At 64.0% G+C, this 22,525-nt stretch carries 21 protein-coding genes; 13 read left to right on the top strand and 8 right to left on the bottom strand.

Annotated elements, in window-relative coordinates; translation table 11 throughout:
- Positions 1-79 precede the first annotated feature (79 nt).
- Together JHX87_RS13625 and JHX87_RS13620 are read right to left on the bottom strand one after the other, a co-directional pair.
- The gene (locus JHX87_RS13625) at positions 80-682 is read right to left on the bottom strand and encodes a VPLPA-CTERM sorting domain-containing protein (RefSeq protein WP_272833699.1); all 603 of its coding nucleotides are present in this window, start codon (positions 680-682) and stop codon (positions 80-82) included.
- Positions 683-781: 99 nt separating this feature from the next.
- Positions 782-2,269, bottom strand: a complete 1,488-nt coding sequence (locus JHX87_RS13620; protein ID WP_271884260.1) for a 2-isopropylmalate synthase — start codon at positions 2,267-2,269, stop codon at positions 782-784.
- A gap of 122 nt (positions 2,270-2,391) precedes the next feature.
- Here JHX87_RS13620 and JHX87_RS13615 point away from each other — a divergent pair, with 122 nt between their 5' ends.
- The gene (locus JHX87_RS13615; RefSeq protein WP_271884259.1) at positions 2,392-4,050 is read left to right on the top strand and encodes an NAD+ synthase; all 1,659 of its coding nucleotides are present in this window, start codon (positions 2,392-2,394) and stop codon (positions 4,048-4,050) included.
- 16 nt (positions 4,051-4,066) lie between these two features.
- Here the strand turns inward: JHX87_RS13615 and JHX87_RS13610 are convergent, their stop codons facing one another.
- Together JHX87_RS13610 and JHX87_RS13605 are read right to left on the bottom strand one after the other, a co-directional pair.
- Positions 4,067-5,344 (bottom strand): calcium-binding protein, encoded by a 1,278-nt coding sequence (locus JHX87_RS13610; protein WP_271884258.1) that lies wholly within the window; start codon positions 5,342-5,344, stop codon positions 4,067-4,069.
- A gap of 141 nt (positions 5,345-5,485) precedes the next feature.
- On the bottom strand, positions 5,486-6,226 hold the full coding sequence (locus tag JHX87_RS13605; protein ID WP_271884257.1) for an SDR family oxidoreductase: 741 nt from the start codon (positions 6,224-6,226) through the stop codon (positions 5,486-5,488).
- A 91-nt stretch (positions 6,227-6,317) separates the two neighbouring features.
- Between JHX87_RS13605 and JHX87_RS13600 the strand changes: the two genes are divergently transcribed.
- From JHX87_RS13600 to JHX87_RS13590, 3 genes are read left to right on the top strand one after another with little or no spacing between them, the layout of a single operon-like run.
- Positions 6,318-7,259 carry an ABC transporter permease gene (locus JHX87_RS13600; protein WP_271884256.1) on the top strand — a complete coding sequence of 314 codons (942 nt, stop codon included), beginning with the start codon at positions 6,318-6,320 and terminating at the stop codon, positions 7,257-7,259.
- An 11-nt stretch (positions 7,260-7,270) separates the two neighbouring features.
- Positions 7,271-8,071 carry an ABC transporter permease gene (locus JHX87_RS13595; protein WP_377776072.1) on the top strand — a complete coding sequence of 267 codons (801 nt, stop codon included), beginning with the start codon at positions 7,271-7,273 and terminating at the stop codon, positions 8,069-8,071.
- Positions 8,068-9,648 carry an ABC transporter ATP-binding protein gene (locus tag JHX87_RS13590; RefSeq protein ID WP_271884254.1) on the top strand — a complete coding sequence of 527 codons (1,581 nt, stop codon included), beginning with the start codon at positions 8,068-8,070 and terminating at the stop codon, positions 9,646-9,648. Before JHX87_RS13595 ends, JHX87_RS13590 begins: the two co-directional genes overlap by 4 nt.
- On the opposite strand, the gene JHX87_RS13585 is transcribed toward JHX87_RS13590, so the two are convergent.
- Entirely contained in the window at positions 9,645-11,285 is a 1,641-nt protein-coding gene (locus JHX87_RS13585) for an MFS transporter (RefSeq protein WP_271884253.1), read from the bottom strand. The genes JHX87_RS13590 and JHX87_RS13585 overlap by 4 nt on opposite strands.
- Before the next feature lie 377 nt (positions 11,286-11,662).
- On the opposite strand from JHX87_RS13585, the gene JHX87_RS13580 reads away from it, so the two are divergent.
- From JHX87_RS13580 to JHX87_RS13570, 3 genes are all read left to right on the top strand, one after another.
- Positions 11,663-12,469 carry a L,D-transpeptidase gene (locus JHX87_RS13580; RefSeq protein WP_377776073.1) on the top strand — a complete coding sequence of 269 codons (807 nt, stop codon included), beginning with the start codon at positions 11,663-11,665 and terminating at the stop codon, positions 12,467-12,469.
- A gap of 125 nt (positions 12,470-12,594) precedes the next feature.
- Positions 12,595-13,299 carry a hypothetical protein gene (locus tag JHX87_RS13575; protein ID WP_271884252.1) on the top strand — a complete coding sequence of 235 codons (705 nt, stop codon included), beginning with the start codon at positions 12,595-12,597 and terminating at the stop codon, positions 13,297-13,299.
- A 25-nt stretch (positions 13,300-13,324) separates the two neighbouring features.
- Positions 13,325-14,254 carry a lytic transglycosylase domain-containing protein gene (locus JHX87_RS13570; RefSeq protein ID WP_271884251.1) on the top strand — a complete coding sequence of 310 codons (930 nt, stop codon included), beginning with the start codon at positions 13,325-13,327 and terminating at the stop codon, positions 14,252-14,254.
- Positions 14,255-14,265: 11 nt separating this feature from the next.
- On the opposite strand, the gene JHX87_RS13565 is transcribed toward JHX87_RS13570, so the two are convergent.
- Both JHX87_RS13565 and JHX87_RS13560 read right to left on the bottom strand, forming a co-directional pair.
- The gene (locus tag JHX87_RS13565) at positions 14,266-14,829 is read right to left on the bottom strand and encodes a hypothetical protein (RefSeq protein WP_271884250.1); all 564 of its coding nucleotides are present in this window, start codon (positions 14,827-14,829) and stop codon (positions 14,266-14,268) included.
- Positions 14,830-14,884: 55 nt separating this feature from the next.
- Entirely contained in the window at positions 14,885-17,092 is a 2,208-nt protein-coding gene (locus JHX87_RS13560) for a primosomal protein N' (RefSeq protein WP_271884249.1), read from the bottom strand.
- A 174-nt stretch (positions 17,093-17,266) separates the two neighbouring features.
- Between JHX87_RS13560 and fsa the strand changes: the two genes are divergently transcribed.
- The 6 genes from fsa to JHX87_RS13530 all read left to right on the top strand — a co-directional run bounded on the left by fsa (position 17,267) and on the right by JHX87_RS13530 (position 22,049).
- Positions 17,267-17,920, top strand: a complete 654-nt coding sequence (gene fsa / locus JHX87_RS13555; protein ID WP_271884248.1) for a fructose-6-phosphate aldolase — start codon at positions 17,267-17,269, stop codon at positions 17,918-17,920.
- Positions 17,921-17,923: 3 nt separating this feature from the next.
- On the top strand, positions 17,924-18,625 hold the full coding sequence (locus JHX87_RS13550; protein WP_271884247.1) for a DUF484 family protein: 702 nt from the start codon (positions 17,924-17,926) through the stop codon (positions 18,623-18,625).
- Between the two features lie 32 nt (positions 18,626-18,657).
- Positions 18,658-19,557 (top strand): tyrosine recombinase XerC, encoded by a 900-nt coding sequence (locus JHX87_RS13545; RefSeq protein WP_271884303.1) that lies wholly within the window; start codon positions 18,658-18,660, stop codon positions 19,555-19,557.
- Positions 19,558-19,635: 78 nt separating this feature from the next.
- Positions 19,636-20,211: a peptide-methionine (S)-S-oxide reductase MsrA gene (msrA, locus tag JHX87_RS13540; protein WP_271884246.1), complete on the top strand. Its 576-nt coding sequence runs from the start codon at positions 19,636-19,638 to the stop codon at positions 20,209-20,211.
- The gene (locus tag JHX87_RS13535) at positions 20,211-21,089 is read left to right on the top strand and encodes a 50S ribosomal protein L11 methyltransferase (protein ID WP_271884245.1); all 879 of its coding nucleotides are present in this window, start codon (positions 20,211-20,213) and stop codon (positions 21,087-21,089) included. Before msrA ends, JHX87_RS13535 begins: the two co-directional genes overlap by 1 nt.
- A 48-nt stretch (positions 21,090-21,137) precedes the next feature.
- Positions 21,138-22,049 carry a DMT family transporter gene (locus tag JHX87_RS13530; RefSeq protein WP_271884244.1) on the top strand — a complete coding sequence of 304 codons (912 nt, stop codon included), beginning with the start codon at positions 21,138-21,140 and terminating at the stop codon, positions 22,047-22,049.
- Between the two features lie 54 nt (positions 22,050-22,103).
- Here the strand turns inward: JHX87_RS13530 and JHX87_RS13525 are convergent, their stop codons facing one another.
- Entirely contained in the window at positions 22,104-22,298 is a 195-nt protein-coding gene (locus JHX87_RS13525; protein WP_271884243.1) for a DUF1127 domain-containing protein, read from the bottom strand.
- Positions 22,299-22,525 lie beyond the last annotated feature (227 nt).

Here is a 22,525-nt window from a genome sequence, read left to right as displayed (position 1 = left end):
TAGTTCACAGAGTGAACGAGCCATACGTTATTTGTTACTCTACACATGACTGTCCACCGGACGGCTGGCAGACGTGATGTCATAGAACAATCTTGGTGACCTTGGCCCGCTTGCGTTTACGAACCATCGCCAAAGCGCCCATGCCAATCGGCAAAAGTGCGGCAGATGCGGGTAAGGGAACAGCTGCGATTTCAAAATTGATAGTGACGTATTTGTCTATTGGGGGGTCATCGTCTTCGAAGCGAAACCACCCCGACCTTCCGTTCCATCCAATACGAAACCTATAACAGCAGGGAACATCGTAAACGCTGTCATAGCTGTAAGTTCCATTTTCTTGTCTGGTGAGACCCTCTGAAAATAGATAAGTTGACAGCGTCGGCCCATAACGCATCGAGAGATAAACCATTTCGCCATCATCGCTGGTGGAGATTGTCACCTGGCCCAAAGCAGTCTGACCCTCGCGCAAGCCAGCATAGTATTTGGTTCTACTGTCGGGGTAGTTACTACAATAAGAACCGCAGAAAACCTCCAAGCTAGTGAGCGTAAACCATCCTGACCGTGACTCAACCGTGGCCGCGTCGGCCTGACCTATGCCGACCGCCAACATTACAGCGGCTATTACCAATCTGATGCCCATAGAAATCCTCGATATATAAAAATGTTGTTCATATACTTTGGCCACTTTCTGCTTGCATGTCTCGCAGAAAGTCACTTGGCGCGGCAGTTTTTTTAATTGAGAGCAGTGTCTTGCGCTATACGAACCTGAAACAGATCGAAGGCTTTACCGCGCGGGTTCACTTTCTTCCGGCAGGCCCGGTATGACATTCTGGAGGGCATCTTGTGAGGCTTCGTCGCCCTGCCCTTCTTGCGGCGCGCCCTCGCCGCCGTCAACCAGCAGGTTTTCTTCCCACTCACCCGAGGCGACTTCTCCGGTGGCATAGCGCATGACGCCCTGACCCTGGCGCTTGCCCGCGACGAACTCGCCCTCATAGACATCGCCGCTGTCATAGGTCGCGATGCCGGTGCCGTCGATTTCGCCCGCTTTCCAGCCGCCCTCATAGATGAAACCACCCGGCGTGGTCAGCTTGCCTGTGCCTTCGCGCAGCCCATTGACGAAACCCCCGGTATAGACGCTGCCATCGGCATAGGTGGCCTGACCCTCGCCATGGCGCTGCCCCTCGCGCCAGGCGCCGGTATAGACATAGCCGTCAGGATAAGTAATGCGGCCCTGCCCGTCGCTGCGGGCATTGCGGAAGCCGCCCTCATAGGTGACGCCATTGCCGTAGACGGCCTTGCCCTCGCCCTCGATCACACCGTCGGACCAATTGCCCTCATAGGTCGACCCATCGGTATAGGTGATCTTGCCGGTGCCATTGGGGCGGTCCGCCTTCATCTGTCCCAGATAGACCGAGCCATCGGGATAGGTGATCTGCCCGCGCCCTTCCATCCGGCCCTCGACCCAGGATCCGGTATAGACATAGCCATCGGTGCCGGTGAAGGTGCCCTGCCCATGTCGGCGGTCTGCGACGAACTGGCCGTCATAGACATCGCCGTTCTGATAGGTGGCGACGCCCTTGCCTTCGCGACGGCCATTGCGCATCTCGCCCTCGTAGCGGTCGCCCGAGGCCTGCACCAGAACACCGGTTCCCGACATCTGACCCGCCGACCAGATCCCGTCATAGGTCATGCCATCCGCCATGGTCAGCTTGCCCTTGCCCGCGCGCTGACCGGCCAGCATGCCGCCCTCGTATACCGCCGTGTCGGGATAGGTGATCCGGCCCTGACCTTCCTTGACCCCGGCGTTCCAGTCGCCTTCGTATTTATAGCCGTTGGTCTGGGTCAGCGTGCCCTTGCCATGGTGCAATCCCTTGACGAAAGCGCCGGTATAGACGCTGCCATTGGCGTAACGCGCGACGCCCTGCCCGGTGATTTCGCCGCCGACCCAGTCCCCCTCATAAGTTCCGCCATCGGCATAGGTGATCTTGCCCGTACCGTTGGGCTTGCCGTCCGCGAACTGACCCTCATAGACCGATCCGTTGGGATAAGAGGCCGTGCCCTGCCCCAGGATCTGGTTGTCCATCCAGTCGCCGTCATAGCGAAAGCCATTGGGCAAGGTATAGCTGCCGCGCCCATGTTTCAGCCCGTTGCGGAACGTGCCCTCATAGACCCCGCCATCGTCGTATTTCTTGATCTCGACCTGTGCATCTGCCGCACCCGCCGCCAAAATCAGCGCCAGCGCCGCTTTTCCTGCCCAAGTTGCCGCCGTCATCGCCTTCGCCCCTTGCGTTTTGCCCTTGGTCTAGCGCAGCCGGGGCGAATGCGCAAAGCCCGACTTTTCCTTTGCCCCACCTTCGCCTATCACCAGAGGGCCAGAGAAACAGAGGCCACATCATGAGCGACCGTTTCCGCCTGACCATCGGGCAATTGAATGCCACCGTCGGCGATCTGCCCGGCAATGCCGCCAAGGCCCGCAAGGCATGGGAGGCCGCCAAGGAGGCCGGGGCCGATATGCTGGCTTTGCCCGAAATGTTCATCACCGGCTATCAGACGCAGGATCTGGTGCTGAAGCCCGCCTTTACCCGCGATGCGCTGGCGCAGGTCATGGCCTTTGGTCAATCCTGCAAGGACGGTCCCGCTGTTGGCATCGGCGCGCCGTGGCGCGACGGCGACAAGCTGTACAACGCCTATTTCGTCTTCAATGAGGGCAAGCTGGTGGCGCGGGTGCTGAAACATCACCTGCCCTACAAGCAGCTGTTCGATGAATTGCGCCTGTTTGACAGCGGCGCGATCAGCGGCCCCTATCCGGTCGCGGGTGTACGCATCGGCTCGCCCATCTGCGAGGATAGCTGGTATCCCGATGTGGCCGAGACGCTGGCCGAAACAGGGGCCGAGATCCTGGTCGTTCCCAATGGCAGCCCCTATCACCGCAGCAAGCTGGACCTGCGCATGGGCCATATGGTCGGCCGCGTGGTCGAAACCGGCCTGCCGCTGGTCTATGTCAACATGGTCGGCGGGCAGGACGATCAGATCTATGACGGCGCCAGTTTCGTGCTGAACCCCGGCGGCAAGAAGGTCCTGCAACTGCCGCCCTTCGAAGAGGCGATTGCGACCGTCGATTTCATCCGCAGCGATGAAGGCTGGCTGGCCCAGCCGGGCATGATGGCGCCGCAGCCCGATGAATGGGAACAGGATTATCACGCCATGATGCTGGGCCTGCGCGAATATCTGCGCAAATCCGGCTTTTCCAAGGTGGTTCTGGGGATGTCCGGCGGCATCGATTCCGCGCTTGTGGCGACCATTGCCGCCGATGCCATGGGGCCGGAAAACGTGCGCTGCGTGATGCTGCCATCGGAATATACCTCTCAGGCCAGTCTGGACGATGCCGCCGATTGCGCGAAACGTCTGGGCGCGCGGCTGGATACGGTCAGGATCGATGGCGCCCGCGACGCGGTGGAAGGCGCGCTGGCCCATCTGATGGAGGGCACCAAGCCCGACACGACCGAGGAAAACATCCAGTCCCGCCTGCGCGGCGTGATGCTGATGGCGATCTCGAACAAATTCGGGGAAATGTTGCTGACCACCGGCAATAAATCAGAGGTCGCCGTGGGCTATGCCACGATCTATGGCGACATGGCCGGCGGCTATAACCCGATCAAGGATCTGTACAAGACCCGCGTGTTCGAAACCTGCCGCTGGCGCAACCGCAATCATCGTGACTGGATGCTGGGCCGCCCGGGCGAGGTGATCCCGCCGCAGATCATCAGCAAGCCCCCGTCGGCCGAGCTGCGCCCCGATCAGAAAGACAGCGATTCGCTGCCGTCCTATGATGTGCTGGACGCCATTCTGGAAGGTCTGGTCGAGAAAGACCTGTCGCTTGCCGATCTGGTCGCACAGGGCTTTGCCGAGGAAACGGTCAAGCAGGTCGAGAAGCTGCTCTATATCAGCGAATGGAAGCGCTATCAGGCCGCCCCCGGCCCGCGCATCTCGACCAAGGCTTTCTGGCTGGACCGCCGCTATCCGCTGGTCAATCGCTGGCGCGACAGCCTGTGACGCGCCAGCGGAACGGCTATAGCAGAAAGTCGTTCTGCTGCAGGTTCAGCGCCTGATTCAGGGCGATGGTGAAATCGGCATCGCCATCGCCGTCCAGATCGCCCTGAATGCGGGTCTGTCCGCCACCCGTGGTAAAGCGGACCTCTGGCCCGTCGCCGGAAAAGCCCTGCCGACCAATGAAGTCGAAATCGTCGTTGATCTCTCGCAGGTCGATCTTGTCATTCTGCGCCCGCCGGAAATCCACGATCCGGTCCATCCTGTCATCGACGTCGCGGAAGACAAAGCGATCCGCACCGCCCCCGCCAACCACGGTATCGGCGCCTTCGCCTGAATAGATGGAATCGTGACCCGCGCGACCTTCCAGCCGGTTATCGTCCCAATTACCGGCGATCCTGTCGCCCGCGCGGCCGCCAATGACCGTCTCGAAGTTTTTCAACTCGAAACGCCCCTGATCAGAATTGACGCGACCGCTATCCAGATCGATATCCAGCGCTTTTCTGAAATTCGCAAAGCTGATCTTGTCGATATCGCTGTTCTTGCCGCCCGAGGTATTCTCACCGCCATCGATAAACACCCTGGCGGCGTCCTCACCGCGAACCCGCGCGATCACGGTATCCGCGTCGCGACCAAGTGAGATATAGTCCACATCGCCCTTGTTCAGGATGACCGTATCGCGGCCACGACCGGTACTGATGCTGCCGATCCAGTTGGCACCGTTTTCGACCACATCATTGCCGCGATTGGCCATGATCGCTTCGGCCTCGGCGCGGACGGTGATCCGGTCATTGCCCTCTCCGCCGGAAATCATGTTGACCCCGGCATCGCGGTCGCGGACCGTGATCCGGTCATTGCCATTGCCAAGAAAGACGGCGCCGACCCAGCTTGTCGTATTCAGGTTCACGATGTCACGACCATCTCCGGTGCTGAGCAGTTCGAACCGGACATCGCCGATATTGACGCGGTCATTGCCGCCATTGGTGCGGATGACATCGACATCCGTCCGCCGCAGATTGATGATGTCATTGGCCCTGTTGGAACAGAAGATGCCGTCAAGCTGACGGTCGCCATTCGCATTATCCCGGATCCGCGCGCCCAGATTTCCCGCGATGCGAAGGAAGCCCGCGTCCCAGCTGGCCGCCAGTGTCACATTCAGCACGGATCCGCGTTGCGGCGACCAGAAGAAAAAGCCGTCGGCCCAGCCGTCATCCTGCCATTCAAACTCTGTCCTGCCGTTCAGACGGATGGGATCCGTCCCGTTCAGAGTGATTGATTTCTTTCCCTTAACCGTTGCCATGGTAAAACCCCGCTTGGAAAAACAGGGTCATATCTTATCACGAAACGGCATTTTCCCGAACGGGCCGGTGCAGATCGCAGGAAATTTACCCTACTCCGCCCGAAAATATGGGAAAAAATTCCCGGCTGAGAAATTACGGCGTCAGATGCAGCGGCCTCCGTCCACCTCCATCGCGACGCCCGTAATCATCGAGGCCTCGTCCGAGGCAAGGAAGCAGGCGGCATTGCCCATATCCTCGGGCGTGGAAAAGCGGCCTATCGGAATGGTGGACAGAAACCTGGCCCGGATTTCGGGCGTATCCTCGCCCATGAAGCTTTTCAGCAGCGGCGTATCGCCGGCCACCGGGTTCAGCGCGTTCACGCGAATGCCGAACGGTGCCAATTCGACCGCCATGGCCTTCGTTGCCGTGATCAGCCAGCCCTTGGACGCATTGTACCAGTTCAGCCGGGGCCGGGGCGACACCCCTGCGGTCGAGGCGATATTGACGATGCTGCCCGACCCGGCCTGCTTCATCAGCGGCACGATCTGGCGCGCCAGCAGGTATACGGATTTGCAGTTCACCGCCATGACGCGGTCGAAATCCGCCTCGCTGACCTCTTCCATGAAGGCGGGCAGATGGGTGACGCCCGCATTGTTGACCAGAATGTCGATGCGGCCAAAGGCGTCTGTTACGCCCTGCGCCAGTTCGGCCACGCTGTCGCCATCGGCGACATTGCAGGTCATCGCCATGCCGCCGATCTCTTGCGCCACCTGCTGCGCGGCATCGGCGTTGATATCGGCCACCACCACCTGCGCCCCTTCGGCGGCGAATTTGCGGGCGATCCCGGCACCGAATCCCGAACCCGCGCCGGTGACGATTGCGATCTTGTCCTGAAGCCTCATCCCATCCTCCTCTTTGTGCCGTAATCTGGCAGAGCCAGCCCGTCATGCAAGCGGCTTTACGCGGATCGCGGGTCGGAATAGCGTCGATCCCATGTTGCGCTATCTGTTCCGTCGCCTTCTGTCTTTGGGGCTTAGCCTGATCGTGGCCTCTGCACTGATCTTTTCGGTGGTCGAGATGGTTCCCGGCGATCCGGCCAGCTTCATGCTGGGCACCGGCGCCCAGCCCGAGACGCTGGCCGCCCTGCGTCAGCAGATGGGATTGGATCAGCCGCTGCCGCTGCGCTACGCCCATTGGGTCGGCGCGATCCTGCAGGGCGATTTCGGGACCAGCTTCACCTATAAGACGCCGGTTGCGGCGATGATCATGGACCGTATTCAGGTCTCTCTGCCGCTGGCGGTCATGGCGCTGCTGCTGGCGGCGGCGATTGCCTTTCCGGTGGGGCTTTATGCCGCCAGCAGGCGTGGCCATGCAGGCGATGTCGCGGTCATGGCGGGCACGCAACTGGGCATCGCGCTGCCGAATTTCTGGTTCGCAATGCTGCTGGTGCTGGTCTTCGCCGTCAGGCTGCGCTGGCTGCCCGCGGGCGGTTTTCCCGGCTGGGGTCAGCCGCTGGCCGCGTTGCAGGCGCTGCTGCTGCCCGCCATCGCGCTGGCCCTGCCGCAGGCGGCAATTCTGGCGCGCGTTCTGCGATCCGCGCTGATCGAGACGCAGGGGCAGGATTATATCCGCACCGCCCGCGCCAAGGGGCTGAGCGCACGGCAAAGCCTGTATCGCCATGCCCTGCGCAATGCGCTGATCCCCGCGCTGACGATCCTGGGGATGCAGTTTTCCTTCCTTCTGGCGGGGGCGATCATCATCGAAAATGTCTTCTACCTGCCCGGTCTGGGACGCCTGATCTTTCAGGCGATCACGCAGCGCGACCTGATCGTGGTGCAATCGGCGGTGCTGGTGCTGGTCGCCGCCGTCATCGCCGTGACCTTTCTGGTCGATCTGGCCTATGCCGCCGTCGACCCAAGGCTGCGCCGGACATGAGGCGCACGGGCATGATCCTGGGGGCTGCGCTGGCGGGGCTGGCGCTGCTGGCGGCGGCGCTGTCCTTTGTCTGGACACCCTATGAGGTGACGCAGATGGCCATTGCCGACAAGCTGCAGGCCCCTTCGGCCGCGCATTGGTTCGGCACCGATCATTTCGGCAGGGATATCCTGTCCATGGTCATGGTGGGGGCGCGCACCTCGATCGCGGTGGCGCTGGTCGCAGTGGGGATCGGGATGGGGGTCGGGGTGCCGCTGGGCCTGATCGCGGCCACCTATCGCGGGCGCTGGCTGGATGAGGTCGTGATGCGCGGCAATGACCTGATCTTCGCCTTCCCCTCGCTGGTCAGTGCGATCCTGTTCGCGGCGGTCTTCGGGCCATCCGCACTGAATGCGATCATCGCCATCGGCATCTTCAACATTCCGGTTTTCGCGCGGGTCACGCGCGCCGCCGCGCTTCCGATCTGGACGCTGGATTACATCCGCGCGGCCGAGGTTGCGGGCAAGCACGCGCCCTTGATCAGCCTGCAGCACATCCTGCCCAATATCGCCAATCTGCTGATCGTACAGGGCACCATCCAGTTCAGCCTTGGCATTCTGGCCGAAGCCGGTCTGTCCTATGTCGGGCTGGGCGCGCAGCCGCCCGTCCCAAGCTGGGGACGGATGCTGGCCGAGGCGCAGACCATGATCACCATCGCCCCGCATGTCGCCATCATTCCTGGCCTGTGCATCGTGCTGACGGTTCTGGGGCTGAACCTGCTGGGCGACGGGCTGCGCGATATGCTGGATCCGCGGCTGAAGGTGATGCGATGATCCGGCTGCGCGACCTGTCGGTGCGGATCGGGGATCAGCCGATTCTGGATCGGGTCGATCTGGATCTGCCGCCCGGACAGATCACCGGTCTGGTCGGGGAATCGGGCAGCGGGAAATCCATGACGGCACTGGCGATCATGGGTCTGCTGCCACATCGCGCCCGCGCCGACGGGCAAATCCTGCTGGACGACCAGAACATCCTGCAGCTGCCGGAACAACAGATCTGCGCCCTGCGCGGCAAGCGGATCGCGATGATCTTTCAGGAACCGATGACGGCGCTGAACCCGCTGATGACCATTGGCGATCAGGTGGCCGAGACATTGCTGATCCACGGCGCCGCGACCCGGCGGGAGGCGCTGTCGCAGGCCCGCGACCGGCTGGACCGCGTCGGCCTGCCCGCACCGCGCTTCCCTTTGGATCTTTATCCGCATCAGCTTTCAGGCGGGCAGCGCCAGCGCGTCGCCATCGCGCTGGCCATCGCCCTGCGCCCCGATCTGCTGATCGCGGATGAGCCGACGACGGCGCTGGATGTGACAACGCAGGCGCAGATCCTTGATCTGCTGCGCGGGCTGGTACGGGAAGAGGGGATGGCCATGCTGCTGATCACCCATGATCTGGCGGTCGTCGCCGGTCAGGCCGATCAGGTGGCGGTGATGAAATCGGGGCGGATCGTCGAACGCGGCGCGACCGAGGCCCTGTTTCGCGCGCAGACCCATCCCTATACCCGTCAGCTTTTCGCCGCCTCGCGCCATGCGCCCGCGCTGATCCGCAGCGATAATCCCGAACCGCTGATGCAGGCCAGCGGTGTGACCCGCGAATACGGCCTGCCGCATGGCAAGGGCGTCCTGCGCGCGGTGGATGATGTCAGCCTGACCATTCATCGCGGCGAAAGCCTTGGTCTGGTGGGCGAATCCGGCAGCGGAAAATCCACCCTGACCCGGGCCCTGCTGGGGCTTGATCCGATCCAGCACGGTCAGATCACGCTGGACGGGCAGCCGGTGACCGCTGGCAGGTCGATGCCGCGCGACCGGCGGGCACGGATGCAGGTGGTGTTTCAGGATCCTTTCGGCAGCTTCAATCCGCGCTGGAAGGTGGACCGTCTGGTGGCCGAACCGTTCCATCTGACCGGTCGCCCCTCGGACTGGCGCAGACGGGTGGCGGCGGCGCTGGAAGAGGTCGGCCTGCAGCCCGCCGATGCGCGCAAATATATCCACGAATTTTCCGGCGGCCAGCGGCAGCGCATCGCCATTGCCCGCGCCCTGATCACCCGCCCGCAACTGATCGTGCTGGATGAGGCCGTCAGCGCGCTGGATGTCCGTGTCCGCGCGCAGGTTCTGGACCTGCTGGCACAGCTGCGCCAAAGCCACGGCATGGCCTATCTGTTCATCAGCCACGACATGTCCGTGGTGCGCGGCATCAGCGAACGTGTTCTGGTGATGCAATCGGGCCGCATCGTCGAGGATGGCCCGACCGAAGAGGTCATGCAGCAGCCGCGCGATCCCTATACAAGGCAGCTGATCGCCGCGACGCCGCGCATTCCTGCAGATTGGATCGAAACGCCCGCGCAGGCCGGTTAAGGCACCTCGATCTTGCCGACCAATGGCAGGTCGTCGCTTTGATCGACATTATGCCGCTCGATCATGCGATGGACGCGGGGACCGCCCTCGCCCCGGTGCAATTCGCGCAGGCGCACGGTCACCTCGGCATCGCTGGTGGTGCGGCGCATATTGTGGCGGATATATTCGTCCCATGTGGCGATGTGATAGCTTTCCGACCATTGATCGGGATGTTCCAGATCGCGCAGCAAGGCCCAGTTCCGCGCCCCGTCGCGGCGCCGGATGCCACGACGCTGGCGCATCAGACGCAGGAATTCGGGCACGTCCTCTTGCGCGATCTGGTAGTCCACCATCACCATGATCGGCCCCGAACGCCCGCGCAGATCCAGCCGCAGCGCGGGTTCGCGGAACCGGTTCACCGGGTCCAGATTGGCGGTGGCGAATTCCGGCGCCTTGAACCACAGCCCGATCAGGGCGCCAAAGGCCAGCACCGCCGCCGCCGCCGTCAGCGCCGTGCCCACCCCGTAGGATCCCGACACCATGCCCCAGATCCACGATCCGGTCGCCATGCCGCCAAAGGTCGCGGTCTGATACAGCGCCAGCGCCCGCGCCACGACCCATCGGGGCGTCGAGAGCTGCACCGTCACATTGAACAGCGACAGCGCCAGCACCCAGGCCGCGCCTGCAGGCAGCATCGCCAGCGCCTGCAGCCAGATCTTGTCGGTCTGCCCCAGGATCAGCGCCGCCAGCGCAAAGCCCAGAAAGGCCATGCGCACGATGCTCTCATTCGAAAAGCGGGTGCGGATGCGCGGGTTCAGCACCGCGCCAATGATCGCCCCGACCCCGTAGCAGCCCAGCAGGGCGCCATAAAGCAGCGATCCCGCCTCGGGATGTTTCTGAACCACCAGCGGCAGCAGCGCCAGGACCGAAACGGCGGCAAAGCCGAACAGCGCGCCCCGCAGCAGCACCCGCAGCAGGTTCGGCGACAGCGCGACATAGCGCAGCCCGGCCGCCACGGCGGGCAGGAAGGCCTCGGGCGGGGCGGTGCGCGGCGTGACCGGGGGATGCCAGCGCGCCAGCGCCCCCAGAAGCGGAAGATAGCTGATCGCATTGACTGCAAAAGCCGCCGCCGCGCCAAAGGCCGCGACGATAAAGCCGCCCACGGCGGGACCGACGCTGCGCATCAGGTTGAAGCCGACCGAATTCAGCGTCACCGCCGCAGGCAGATCGGCGCGCGGCACCAGATCGCCCATGCTGGCCTGCCAGGGCGGGTTATACAGCGCCTGCCCCGCGCCGATCAGAAAGGTAAAGCTCAGCAGCAGCCAGGGTGTCAGCCAGCCCTGAAAGGCAAAGACCGCCAGAATCGCCGAAATGACCGCCATGAAGATCTGCGCAAACAGCAGGATCGCCTTGCGGTCAAAGATATCGGCCAGCGCGCCCGAACCCAGAGCCAGCAGCATGATCGGCAGCGTGTTCGAGGCCTGAACCAGCGCGATCAGCGTATCGCTGTCGGTCAGCTGCGTCATCATCCAGGCTGCCCCGACCGCCTGCACCAGACCTCCGAAATTGGAAATCAGCGTCGCGCTCCAGAGCAGCCGGAAATCGCGATAGCGAAACGGCGCCAGGGCCGAGGATTTGGGCGCGTCGGTATCTGTCACTTCACTGCCTGCTGCGCATGATGGGGGCAGATTAGTCGCGCCCGCCGGGACAGACAACTGCACCTGAGAAGGAAGCGCATGGCCGGGGCAGCAGCCGTCGCGCGGCGCCCGCACAAATGCCCCGCGCGGCGTGAAACCAAAAGCCAGGCGAAGTTGTTCCGAGTTCAGCGAAACCTGACGAAACTGGAACCTTGATGCCACAGGCCGTAATTTGCCTGTCCTGCAAACAGTGGCTAGACTTGACGGAACGGGCCTGTAAACGGCTGATAAACCCCTGACGAATCGCCTTTGGCTCTGCCGTCGAAGGGGATAACGACACAAGTGCTGCCTGTGACGCGTCCGATGGCGCGTCCTTGTCACGACAAAGGAAAAAACTGATGATGCGCCTCGCTTCCTTGTTCTCGGCGCTGGCCTTGGGGCTGGCTGCATGCGGACCAACCCAGACCACCACGGCCCCCGCCCCGACCGTTCCCGCCGTCTATCAGGCCCGGGTCGATGCGGGCCCCGACGGGAATGCGATCGATATCCCGGCCGTGCGCGCCGCCTATCTGACCGACCGGAACCGCCGCCAGCGCGTCGCCTATAACGGCCCCGATGCGCCGGGCACCATCGTCGTCGATCCCTATGCCCGCGTGCTGTATGACGTGATGGAAAACGGCGAGGCCATGCGCTTTGGCGTGGCCGTGGGCCGCGCAGGCACCGGCTTCGAGGGGTCGGGCGTGATCTCGGTCAAGCGCCGCTGGCCGAACTGGACCCCGACGCAGAACATGATCCGCACCAGCCCCGAACTTTACGCCCAATTCGCGGGCGGGGTTGCCGGTGGCGCCGATAACCCGCTGGGCTCGCGCGCGCTGTATCTGTATCGCAATGGCCGCGACACCTATTATCGCATCCACGGCACGATGGACCCGTCCTCTATCGGCAAGGCGACCTCGGCCGGCTGCATCCGCATGTTCCAGCAGGACGTGATCGACCTGTTCGACAAGACCGATCTGGGCACCCGGGTGAAGGTCCGCAGCCCGCAGGAAAGCCTGGCGCTGGAAGGCCGCATGGTCGAAACGCCCGAAGGCTATGTCGTGCCGACGGACGCGCCCATCGTGGCCCAGACCCAGCCCACCGCTGGCGATGTGGTGACCACCACGACCACGGTTTCGGTCTCGCCCGTTGAAAGCGCCGTTCGCTGAAACCGGCCTGATATCCGACGTCAAAAGGCTCCGATCCGGCGATCGGGGCCTTTCTTAATTGCAAATGCGGCCATTCTTCCGCAAAGTCCGCGCGACTTGTCGCATCAGGCAGATAAGGAGCCGACATGCCGAGCTATGCCAAACTTGAACAGGCGATGCTGAGCCCGGATCAGCTGGCGCTGGTCGCCAACAGCCGCAGTCCTGCGATTGCCGCGCTGGATCAGGATGCCCTTTACGATCTGATCGCCCGGCTGGAAGAGGCGCTGAAATCGGCCGGCCCACATGGCGAAAACGGAGAGATCACCCTTGCGGATCTGTTTCAGGCCGCCCTGCGCCGGGCACAGGCGGATCGCCGCAAACGTGGCCTGAAACCCGCCAAGACCGACGCGCAGGCGGCGGCCAAACCGGCCTCTCGCCAGCCACCGGTGCGCAAGCGCGCCGATCGCGCGGCTGCGAAAAAGCGCAAGGATGCACGCACCGCATCGCGCCGTGTGACGCCCAAAGGCGCGGCCAAGACCGCCGCTGCGGCCACCGTCGCGACGCCGACGCCTGCCGCTGCAGAACCCGCCGAAAAACCCACTGTGGAATCCGCCGTGGAACCCGCCAAGACGGCACCGGACGACGCACCCGCACCCGCGAAGCGCCCCCGGAAATCCGCTGCGGAAAAGGCCAGAAAAGCTGCCAAAGCCGCCGAGAAAGAGGCCAAGGCCGCCCGCAAAGAGGCGAAGAAAGCCGTCAAGCGCGCCGAAAAGGCCACCCGGATCGCGGCTGAAAAGCTGGCCGCCCTGTCGCCCGGCAAGAAAAGCAAGCGCAAGAAAAAGAAGGGCTGAACCAGGCCCCGCAGGACCGAAGAACGTGAAAACTTTCCTCAAGATCGCATTGGCGCTGATAGTGTCGGCCGGAGCCGCCACCGCGCGCCCGGCTGTCGATGCCCATGTCGGCTATCCGCCCGTGACCCAAAGCAAGGATCTGCGCTGCACCGATGACGGGCGCGATTGCATCCGGCTGGAACATTACGCGGCAGATGTCTGCAAGCTGATCGAACGCAATGCGGCGCAGCGCGATCTGGACCCGAATTTCCTGGCCCGGCTGCTGTGGAAGGAAAGCCGCTTCGAACCAAGCGCCGTCAGTCCGGCTGGGGCGCTTGGGATTGCCCAGTTCATCCCCAGCACGGCCGAGCTTTACGATCTGGACGACCCCTTCAACCCGGCCCAGGCCATTTCGCGCTCGGCCTGGTATCTGCGCTATCTGGCCGACATGTTCGGCAATATCGGACTGGCCGCCGTCGCCTATAATGGCGGCGAAAACCGCGCCGCGCGCTATGTCGCGATGCAGGGCGGCCTGCCCTATGAGACCGAGGATTACGTCACCTCGATCACCGGTTTCGATGCCAGTCGCTGGCGCGACAACCCGCCCGGCGCGGATGAGCTGAAGCTGGGGCTGCAGCCCGATCGGCCCGACATGGCCTTTCGCCCCGCCTGCGAAAAGATGGCGGGCGATCGCAGGCTGCGCGAATTCACCACCCCGCAGCGGGTCTTTCCCTGGGGCGTGATCGTGGCCAGTCATCCCAGCCAGTCGGGCGCCGCAAAGCAGGTCGCGCGGCTGAACCGCACCTTGCGTCCGCTGTTGGGCGACAAGCGCGTCGGCTATGTCCGCAAGCGGATATCGGGCGCGCCGCGCGCGCTGTTCACAGCCCAGATCGGCTATGACAGCCGGGCCGAGGCCAGCGCCTTCTGCATTCGCCTGAAACGTGCGGGCGGGCGCTGCATCGTCATGCGGAACTGAGGCGCCCGGCGCTATTGCCGTTCCGGAAAGCAGTTCGCGGGCGGTTCATCCCCCGAGATGCGAAAATCCTCGCAGGTGAAGATCAGATCATTTCGCGCGCCGATCAGATAGGATGCCGCGCAGATCGCCAGCGTAATGGCGATCAGCACCAGATTAAGCCGGGCGCTGCGCAATTTCAGAACCTCTGGCATGGTCACGCGCAGCATGACTCCCGCGACGACAGGCAGGGCGAATACCACCGTCAGCACCTGAAACAACGCCTGCACCCCATCCAGCAGCGGACCCGGATACAGCCGGTCTGCGGCCTCTGACAGGAACCAGATCGAGGGCAGGAACATCGCCAGAAGGTCGATCCCCCGCACCGGCGGCCTGTCGGTCTTTTCATTCATCAGAATCAGGTAAAGCCCGGAGAGCAGCGTCACGACCGAAACGATCCAGATCTCGAAGAAATCGTTCCAGAAGACCGTGCCATAGGCCCCAAGATTGAAGCCGATCGGCCAGACCTCAAGCGCGATCAGAACCGAGGCGATGACCAGATGTCGCCCGGGTGTGGGGCGGTCGGAAACTGTCGTCATGGCCCTCTCGCAGCTTGTTTTGCGGCACTGTCGCAACGGCGGCGGGCGCGGGCAATCACAAAAAGCTTTGCGGATCGATATCCACCGACAGGCGCAGATTGGCAGGCGGCTTATGCGGGGCCAGCCAGTCGGCGATGGCGCTTTGCATGGCGGCCTGTCGTGGCGCATGGATCAGCAGCCGTATCCGGTGGCGCCCCCGGATCCGCGCGATGGGTGCGGGCGCGGGCCCCCAAAGCTCTGCCCCCGCATCGCGCAGGGGCTGGGCATGGGCGGCCAGATGCCGGGCGAAATCGCTGACCGTGGCCAGATCGGGATGCGACAGGATGATCCCGGCCAGACGCCCAAAGGGCGGCATGCCCACGGCCTGACGCGCCGCAGCCTCGGCATTCCAGAAGGCCTCATCCTCGCCCGACAGGATGGCGCGGATCACGGCATGATCCGGCTGATGGGTCTGCAACATCGCCACGCCCGGCCCCTCCCCGGCATGGCGCCCGGCCCGCCCCGCGACCTGTCGCATCAATTGGAACGACCGCTCGGCCGCGCGCAGATCGGCCCCTTGCAGCCCCAGATCGGCGTCGATCACGCCAACCAGCGACAGGCGCGGGAAATTATGCCCCTTGGCCACGATCTGGGTGCCGATGATGATATCCGTATCGCCATCCGCAATCTGGGCGATGGTGTCCTTCAGCGCCCGGGCCGAGTGGAACAGATCCGAGGACAGGATCGTCGCCTTGGCATCGGGGAAACGCGCGGCAACCTCTTCGGCGATGCGTTCGACGCCGGGACCGATCGGGGCCAGCTTGCCCTCGACCTGGCAAGAGGGGCAGGCGTCGGGAATCGGTCGCGTCTCGCCGCATTGATGGCAAACCAGCCGGTTCTGGAAACGATGCTCGACCATGCGCGCGTCGCATTGATGGCAGGCAATCTGTTCGCCACAGGCGCGGCAGACCGTGACGGGCGCAAAGCCGCGCCGGTTCAGGAACAGCAGCGATTGTTGCCCCCTGGCGATCCGCGCCGCGACCGCCGAGGCCAGCGTGGGCGAGATCCAGCGCCCCGAGGGCAAATCCTCGGCCCGCAGGTCGATGGCCGTCATGTCAGGCAATTCGGCCGCGCCATAGCGCGAGCGCAGGTCAAGCCGCCGGTATTTGCCGCTGGCCGCATTGACCCAGCTTTCAAGGCTGGGCGTCGCCGAGGCCAGCACCACCTGCGCCCCCAGGATCGAGGCGCGCAGCACCGCCATGTCGCGGGCGCTGTAGAAGACCACGTCTTCCTGCTTGTAGCTGCCGTCATGTTCTTCATCGACGACGATCAGACCCAGATCGCGAAACGGCAGGAACAGGGCCGAGCGCGCGCCGACCACCAGCCCGACCTCTCCCTGCCCGGCCATATGCCACAGCCTGCGCCGTTCGGTCCGTGTGATGCCGCTGTGCCATTCGCCGGGGCGCGCGCCAAAACGCGCCTCGACCCGGTCCAGAAACTCTGCCGACAGCGCGATTTCGGGCAGCAGCACCAGCGCCTGACGACCCGCCCGCAGGCATTCGGCCACCGCTTCCAGATAGACCTCGGTCTTGCCAGAGCCGGTGACCCCGCGCAGCAATGTGGTGCCATAGCCGCCGCCCCGGATCGCCGTTTGCAGCGCATCGGATGCCGCCTGCTGATCCGCATCCAGCGGCTTGCCCGGCAAGGACGGATCCAGCCGGGGATAGGGCGTATCGCGCGGAGCCTGAATCTCGGCCAAAGTGCCCGCGCTGACCAGCCCCTTGACGACCGGCGTGCCCACCCCGGCCAGCTGCGCCAGTTCCGAAGGCGCAAAGCTGGCGCCGCCATGATTGGCAATCACGTCCAGCACGCGCTGGCGCGCCTCGGTCATTCGGGCTGGTGGATCGCCAGCGGGCACGATGATCCGCCGCGCGGCAGGCGGGCGGTCCAGATCCGGTGCCCGCGTCGCCATGCGCAACATCAGCGGCAACGGCGTCAGCGTGTAATCCGCCGCCCGCGTCAGGAACTCCAGAAATTCGGGGCGGAAGGGCTCGGCCTTCAGCACCTTGGCGACGGGCCGCAGCTTGGCCAGATCGAAATCGCCCTGCCCCGCGCCCCGTACCAGCCCGATCACCCGTCGCGGTCCCAAAGGCACCAGCACCAGCTGCCCCTGCCGCACGCCCTCATCCGGGGCCAGATAGTCCAGCACCCCCACCGGTTCCGTGGTCAGAACGGCGATCCGGGCGCGGGCAGGGAAGAATTCGGGCAGGCTGTCGGGTCTCATCGCTGCCGATAAAGCCACAGATGGGCCGCGTTGCAAGAGCGCGATGATGCCGCGCCCTGAAACCTGCTGCTGCGCGAATACCGCCCTGCGCCCTCATCGATGCGACCGTGCCGCCTTCACGCTGACCTTTTTCTAGGCTAAACCCATGACGAAACCGCACCAGAGGAGCCGGGCATGAAATTCTTTGTCGATACCGCCGATGTGGACGCGATCCGCGAGTTGAACGATCTGGGCATGGTGGACGGCGTCACCACCAATCCGTCGCTGATCCTGAAATCGGGCCGCGATATCATCGAAGTCACCAAGGAGATCTGCGATATGGTCGCCGGTCCGGTCAGCGCCGAGGTTGTCGCCGAAAACGCCGATGACATGATCCGCGAAGGCAAGAAACTGGCCGAAATCGCGCCCAATATCGCCATCAAGGTGCCGCTGACCTGGGACGGGCTGAAGGCATGTCGCGCCTTTGCCAATGACGGCCATATGGTCAATGTCACCCTGTGCTTCAGCCCGGCGCAGGCGATTCTGGCCGCCAAGGCCGGCGCGACCTTCATCAGCCCCTTCGTCGGCCGTCTGGACGATATCCACCTGGACGGCATGGACCTGATCGCCGATATCCGCGAGATCTATGACAATTACGGATATGAGACGCAGATCCTTGCGGCCTCGATCCGCTCGGTCAACCATATCATCGACGCGGGCAAGATCGGCGCGGATGTGATCACCGCGCCGCCCTCGGTCATCAAGTCTATGGCCACGCACCCGCTGACCGACAAGGGCCTGGCCCAGTTCAACGCCGATTGGGCCAAGACCGGCCAGAAGATCGGCTGACCCATGAGCGACGAGGCTGGAATGGCGACCGAAGCAACGCTTGACCCGGAAACCCGCGAAAAGCTGCTGGCCGATCCCGGTGCCATTCTGGCCGATCGCGATCTGATGCGGGCGCTGGTCGCCGCGCGCGAGGACGAAGTCGGCGAGAATGTCATCGACATTCGTGGCCGCGCGATGGAGGCGCTGGAAGGTCGCCTCGACCGGCTGGAAATGCAGCATGAAAATGTCATTGCGGCGGCATTTGACAACCAATCCGGCGCGGCGGTCGTCCATCGCGCCGTGATCGGGCTGCTGGAAACCTCGGATCTGGAGGACCTGATTCACAGCCTGCAGGCCGATATCGCCCCGATCCTGCGGATCGAAACGCTGCGGCTGGTGATCGAGGCCGATCCGGTGCTGCCAAATCTGCCCGAGGATGTGGTGATCGCCCCACAGGGCGCCATCGAACGGATCGTCACCGCAGGGCGGCGGGCGCCGCGTGGCGATGATATCGTGCTGCGTCCCTCATCCCCGATCACCCGGCCCATCCATGGCAGGTCTGTCGCCTCCGAGGCGCTGCTGCCGCTGGAACTGGGCGCGCGCAGACCTGCGGCCCTGCTGCTGATGGGCAGCGCCGATGCAGCGCGCTTCATGCCCGCCCACGGCACCGACCTGCTGCGCTTCTTCAGCCAGGCCTTCCGGCTGATCCTGCTGGGCCGGCTGTGACCGATCCGGCGCCACTGGCCCTTGCACCGGCGATGGCCGATGCGCTGGCCCGGTGGCTGGATCTGGAACAGGCCACCCGCGACCGTTCCCCCCATACCATCAACGCCTATCGCGCCGATCTGCTGGCCTTCCTGTCTTTCATCGGCGGCTATCACGGCGCGGCGGCGACACCGAAATCCCTTGGCGGCTTGCGTCAGGGCGACATGCGCGCCTTTGCGGCGTCCGAAAGGGCGCGCGGGCTGGGCGCCAGATCGCTGGCGCGGCGGCAATCGGCCGTGCGCAGCTTTCTGCGCTGGCTGTCAGACCGCGAGGGGCACGACCTGTCGGCGGCCCTCTCTGCCCGCAGCCCGAAATATGCCCGGACCCTGCCCCGCCCGCTGTCACCGGAACAGGCGCAAGAGGCGTTAGAGACGGTCGCGACCGGCCATCAGACCCCCTGGGTCGCCGCGCGGGATGTGGCGGTGATGACGCTGCTGTGGGGCTGCGGCCTGCGGATCTCCGAGGCGCTTGGGCTTGACGGGCGCGACTGGCCCTTTCGCGACAGCCTGACGATTACCGGCAAGGGCGGCAAGGAACGGCATGTTCCGGTGCTGCCTGTGGCTCGTGATGCGGTCGCCGGGTATCTGCGCCAATGCCCCTGGCGACTGGCCCCGGATGCGCCGCTGTTTCGTGGCGTGCGGGGCGGGCGGCTGAATACCGACCAGATCTCGGGCGCGTTGCGGCGTGCGCGGGCCGCGCTTGGCCTGCCGCCCACCGCGACGCCACATGCGCTGCGCCATTCCTTCGCCACCCACCTGTTATCCGCAGGGGGCGATCTGCGCACCATTCAAGAGCTTCTGGGCCATGCCAGCCTGTCCACCACGCAGGTCTACACCGGCATCGACGACACACATCTGATGGCGGTCTATCGCGCCGCCCATCCCCGGGGATGAACGGAGCGGCGACCAGGGGGCAAAACGAACCAACGCCTGTCTCATCGCGTTGAGGGGCAGAAGCAGAAGGAGCCGACCATGACGACGCATGCGATCTTTCACCGCCCGCTGGATGCGGAAATCCCGCATGGGCTGGACGAGGCGATCTTCGGGATGGGCTGCTATTGGGGCGTCGAAAAGCTGTTCTGGCAGCAGAAGGGTGTCTGGCTGACCGAAGTGGGCTTCGCTGGCGGCCAGTCCGAAAACCCGACCTATGAGCAGGTCAAGACCGGCGAGACCGGTCATGCCGAGGTCGTGCGCATCGTCTATGACAGTTCGCTTGTCAGCTATGACCACCTGCTGCAGCTATTCTGGGAAAACCACGATCCCACGCAGGGCGACCGTCAGGGCAAGGATGTCGGCAACCAGTATCGCAGCCTGATCGTCGCGCAGAACGACAGCCAGCTTGCCGCGGCCGAGGCATCGAAGATCGACTATAACAACCGTCTGGCAGTCGAAGGTTTCGGCGAAATCACCACCGAAATCACCGGCAAGACCCGCTTCTGGCCCGGACCAGAGGCGCATCAACAATATCTGGCCAGGAACCCTGACGGATATTGCGGGCTGAAAGGCACCGGGGTAGAGGCTTCACTACCCAATCCGGATCCGATCTGATGACAACCTTCACCGCCCTGACCCATCTGCCCGGCCGCGCCGCCGCCGAAGCCCTGGCCGAGGATTGCGAAGGGCTGGAGCCCGAACCCGTCGGCAGCGGCATCTTTGAAATCGAGGATGGGTCGAACCGGTGGGAGGTCGGGCTTTACTTTACCGAAGCCCCTGACGAGGTCGCACTGGCCCTGATGGCCGCCGCCCATGGCGCGCAGCCCTTTGCCATTTCGGAACTGCCCGACGTCGATTGGGTGGCCCATGTGCGGCGCGAGTTGACGCCGGTGCGGGCCGGGCGGTTCTTTGTCTATGGCAGCCATGACGCCGATCAGGTCCCCGATGACGAGGGGATCGAGGCGCTGTGCATCGAGGCCGCCATGGCCTTCGGCACCGGCCATCACAATACCACCAAGGGCTGTCTTGAGGCGCTGGACCGCCTTGCCACCGGCGGCTTTCAGGCGCAGCGCATTGCCGATATCGGCGCGGGCACGGCCGTTCTGGCCATGGGCGCCGCGCGCATCTGGCCGGTCACGGTCATTGCCAGCGATATCGATCCGGTGGCCGTCGATACGGCGGCTGCCAATGTGCTGGCGAACGGCCTTGACGGGCGCGTCATCTGTATCGAGGCGGCGGGCTTCGATCATCCAATGCTGGAACAGGCCGCGCCTTTCGATCTGGTCCTGGCCAATATCCTGAAACAACCGCTGATCGACCTGACCGGGGATATGGAAAGATCCGTCGCGGCGGGCGGCAAGATCATCCTGTCGGGCATCCTGACCGGTCAGGCCGAAGAGGTGATCGCCGCCTATGAGGAAGCGGGCTTCACGCTGGATCGCCGCGACGATCTGGGCGAATGGTCGGCCCTGACGCTCACGCGCAAAGGCTGATTGCAAACCCCTGCAGGCAGGTCTAGCACTGGCTGCGGAGGGTGTTCCATGACAGCAGCAGCAACCATGCCGGATCAGGGCACTCAGCCCTTGAAAGCCGCCGCCTGGATGATCGGCGCGGTCGCCGCCTTCACGCTGATGGCGATTGCCGGGCGCGCGGTTTCCTTTGAACTGGATACCTTTGAACTGCTGGGCTACCGCTCGGCCATCGGTATCGTGATCATGGCGGCGGTGATCACATGGCGCAGGGACTGGGCCTCGGTCAATTTCCGGCATCCCGGTCTGCATCTGTGGCGCAACACCGTCCATTTCGGGGCGCAGAACCTGTGGTTCTATGCCATGTTCAACGCCGCTTTGGCGCAGGTCTTTGCGCTGGAATTCACGGCGCCGCTGTGGCTGCTGATTCTGTCGCGTCTGTTGCTGGGGGAACGGATGACGCGGCCACGGGTCATTGCCGCCCTTTGCGGCTTTGTCGGCATCCTGCTGGTCGCGCAGCCCGGATCGGCGCCGCTGACCCCGGGCCTGATCGCGGCCGCGCTGTGCGCCATCGGCTTCGCGCTGACCTATATCACGACCAAGCAACTGACGGCGGTAACCTCGCTGACGAATATCCTGTGGTGGATGACGGTCCTGCAGACATTGATGGGCCTGATCTGCGCGGGGATCGACGGACAGATCGCCCTGCCATCGGCGCAGGCGCTGCCCTGGGTGATGCTGTTGGGCCTGACCGGGCTGGGCGCGCATTTCTGCATCACCAGCGCACTGAAACTGGCGCCCGCCACGCTGGTCATGCCCTTCGATTTCCTGCGCCTGCCGGTGATCGCGGTTGTCGGACTGCTGCTTTACAATGAACCGATCAGCCTGTGGGTTCTGCTGGGCGGCGCGCTGATCCTGGGCGGCAATTACCTGAACATCAGGGCCGAAGCGGCGCGAAAACCACTGGCCGCGACGCAGGCATGAAAAAACCCCCGCCGCTTCCGCTTCGGGGGTCGTTCCAACCGGGATGGCAATGGCTTAGAAGCCGCGCGCAATCCGCTCGATGTCGCCGCGGCACAGACCGATATCGTCCAGCTCGCGATCCGACAGGCGGCTCAGTTCACGACGGGTCACGCGGGTATCGTTCCACGAGGCCAGCATCGAGAACAGTTTCGCGAAGACATTGCCAACGCCACCAACAGCTGCACTGTTGTTCATTTCAATCGTCGACATGACATCACCTGTTTTCGTCTTGCCCAATCAGCGGGCAGTTTCATCACAGGGCGGGATATAGTTGGGGCATCGGGGGTTGAGTAGCCACGCAAAGGGCATGCCTGTTATGCCCCGGCTGCAACTTCGCAGGGGCTTTCTGTGGCTTTTGGGCAACGCTTTTGACTCCAAAGCACATTTACGTGCAGGTAAAGCACAATAAGGCCAATTTGCCTGCGCTTTCGCGCCGG

It is taken from the genome of Paracoccus fistulariae, assembly GCF_028553785.1.
Taxonomy (GTDB): Bacteria; Pseudomonadota; Alphaproteobacteria; order Rhodobacterales; family Rhodobacteraceae; genus Paracoccus; species Paracoccus fistulariae.
Note: the sequence above shows the minus strand (reverse complement) of the source record. Positions and strands in the feature narration are given on the sequence as shown.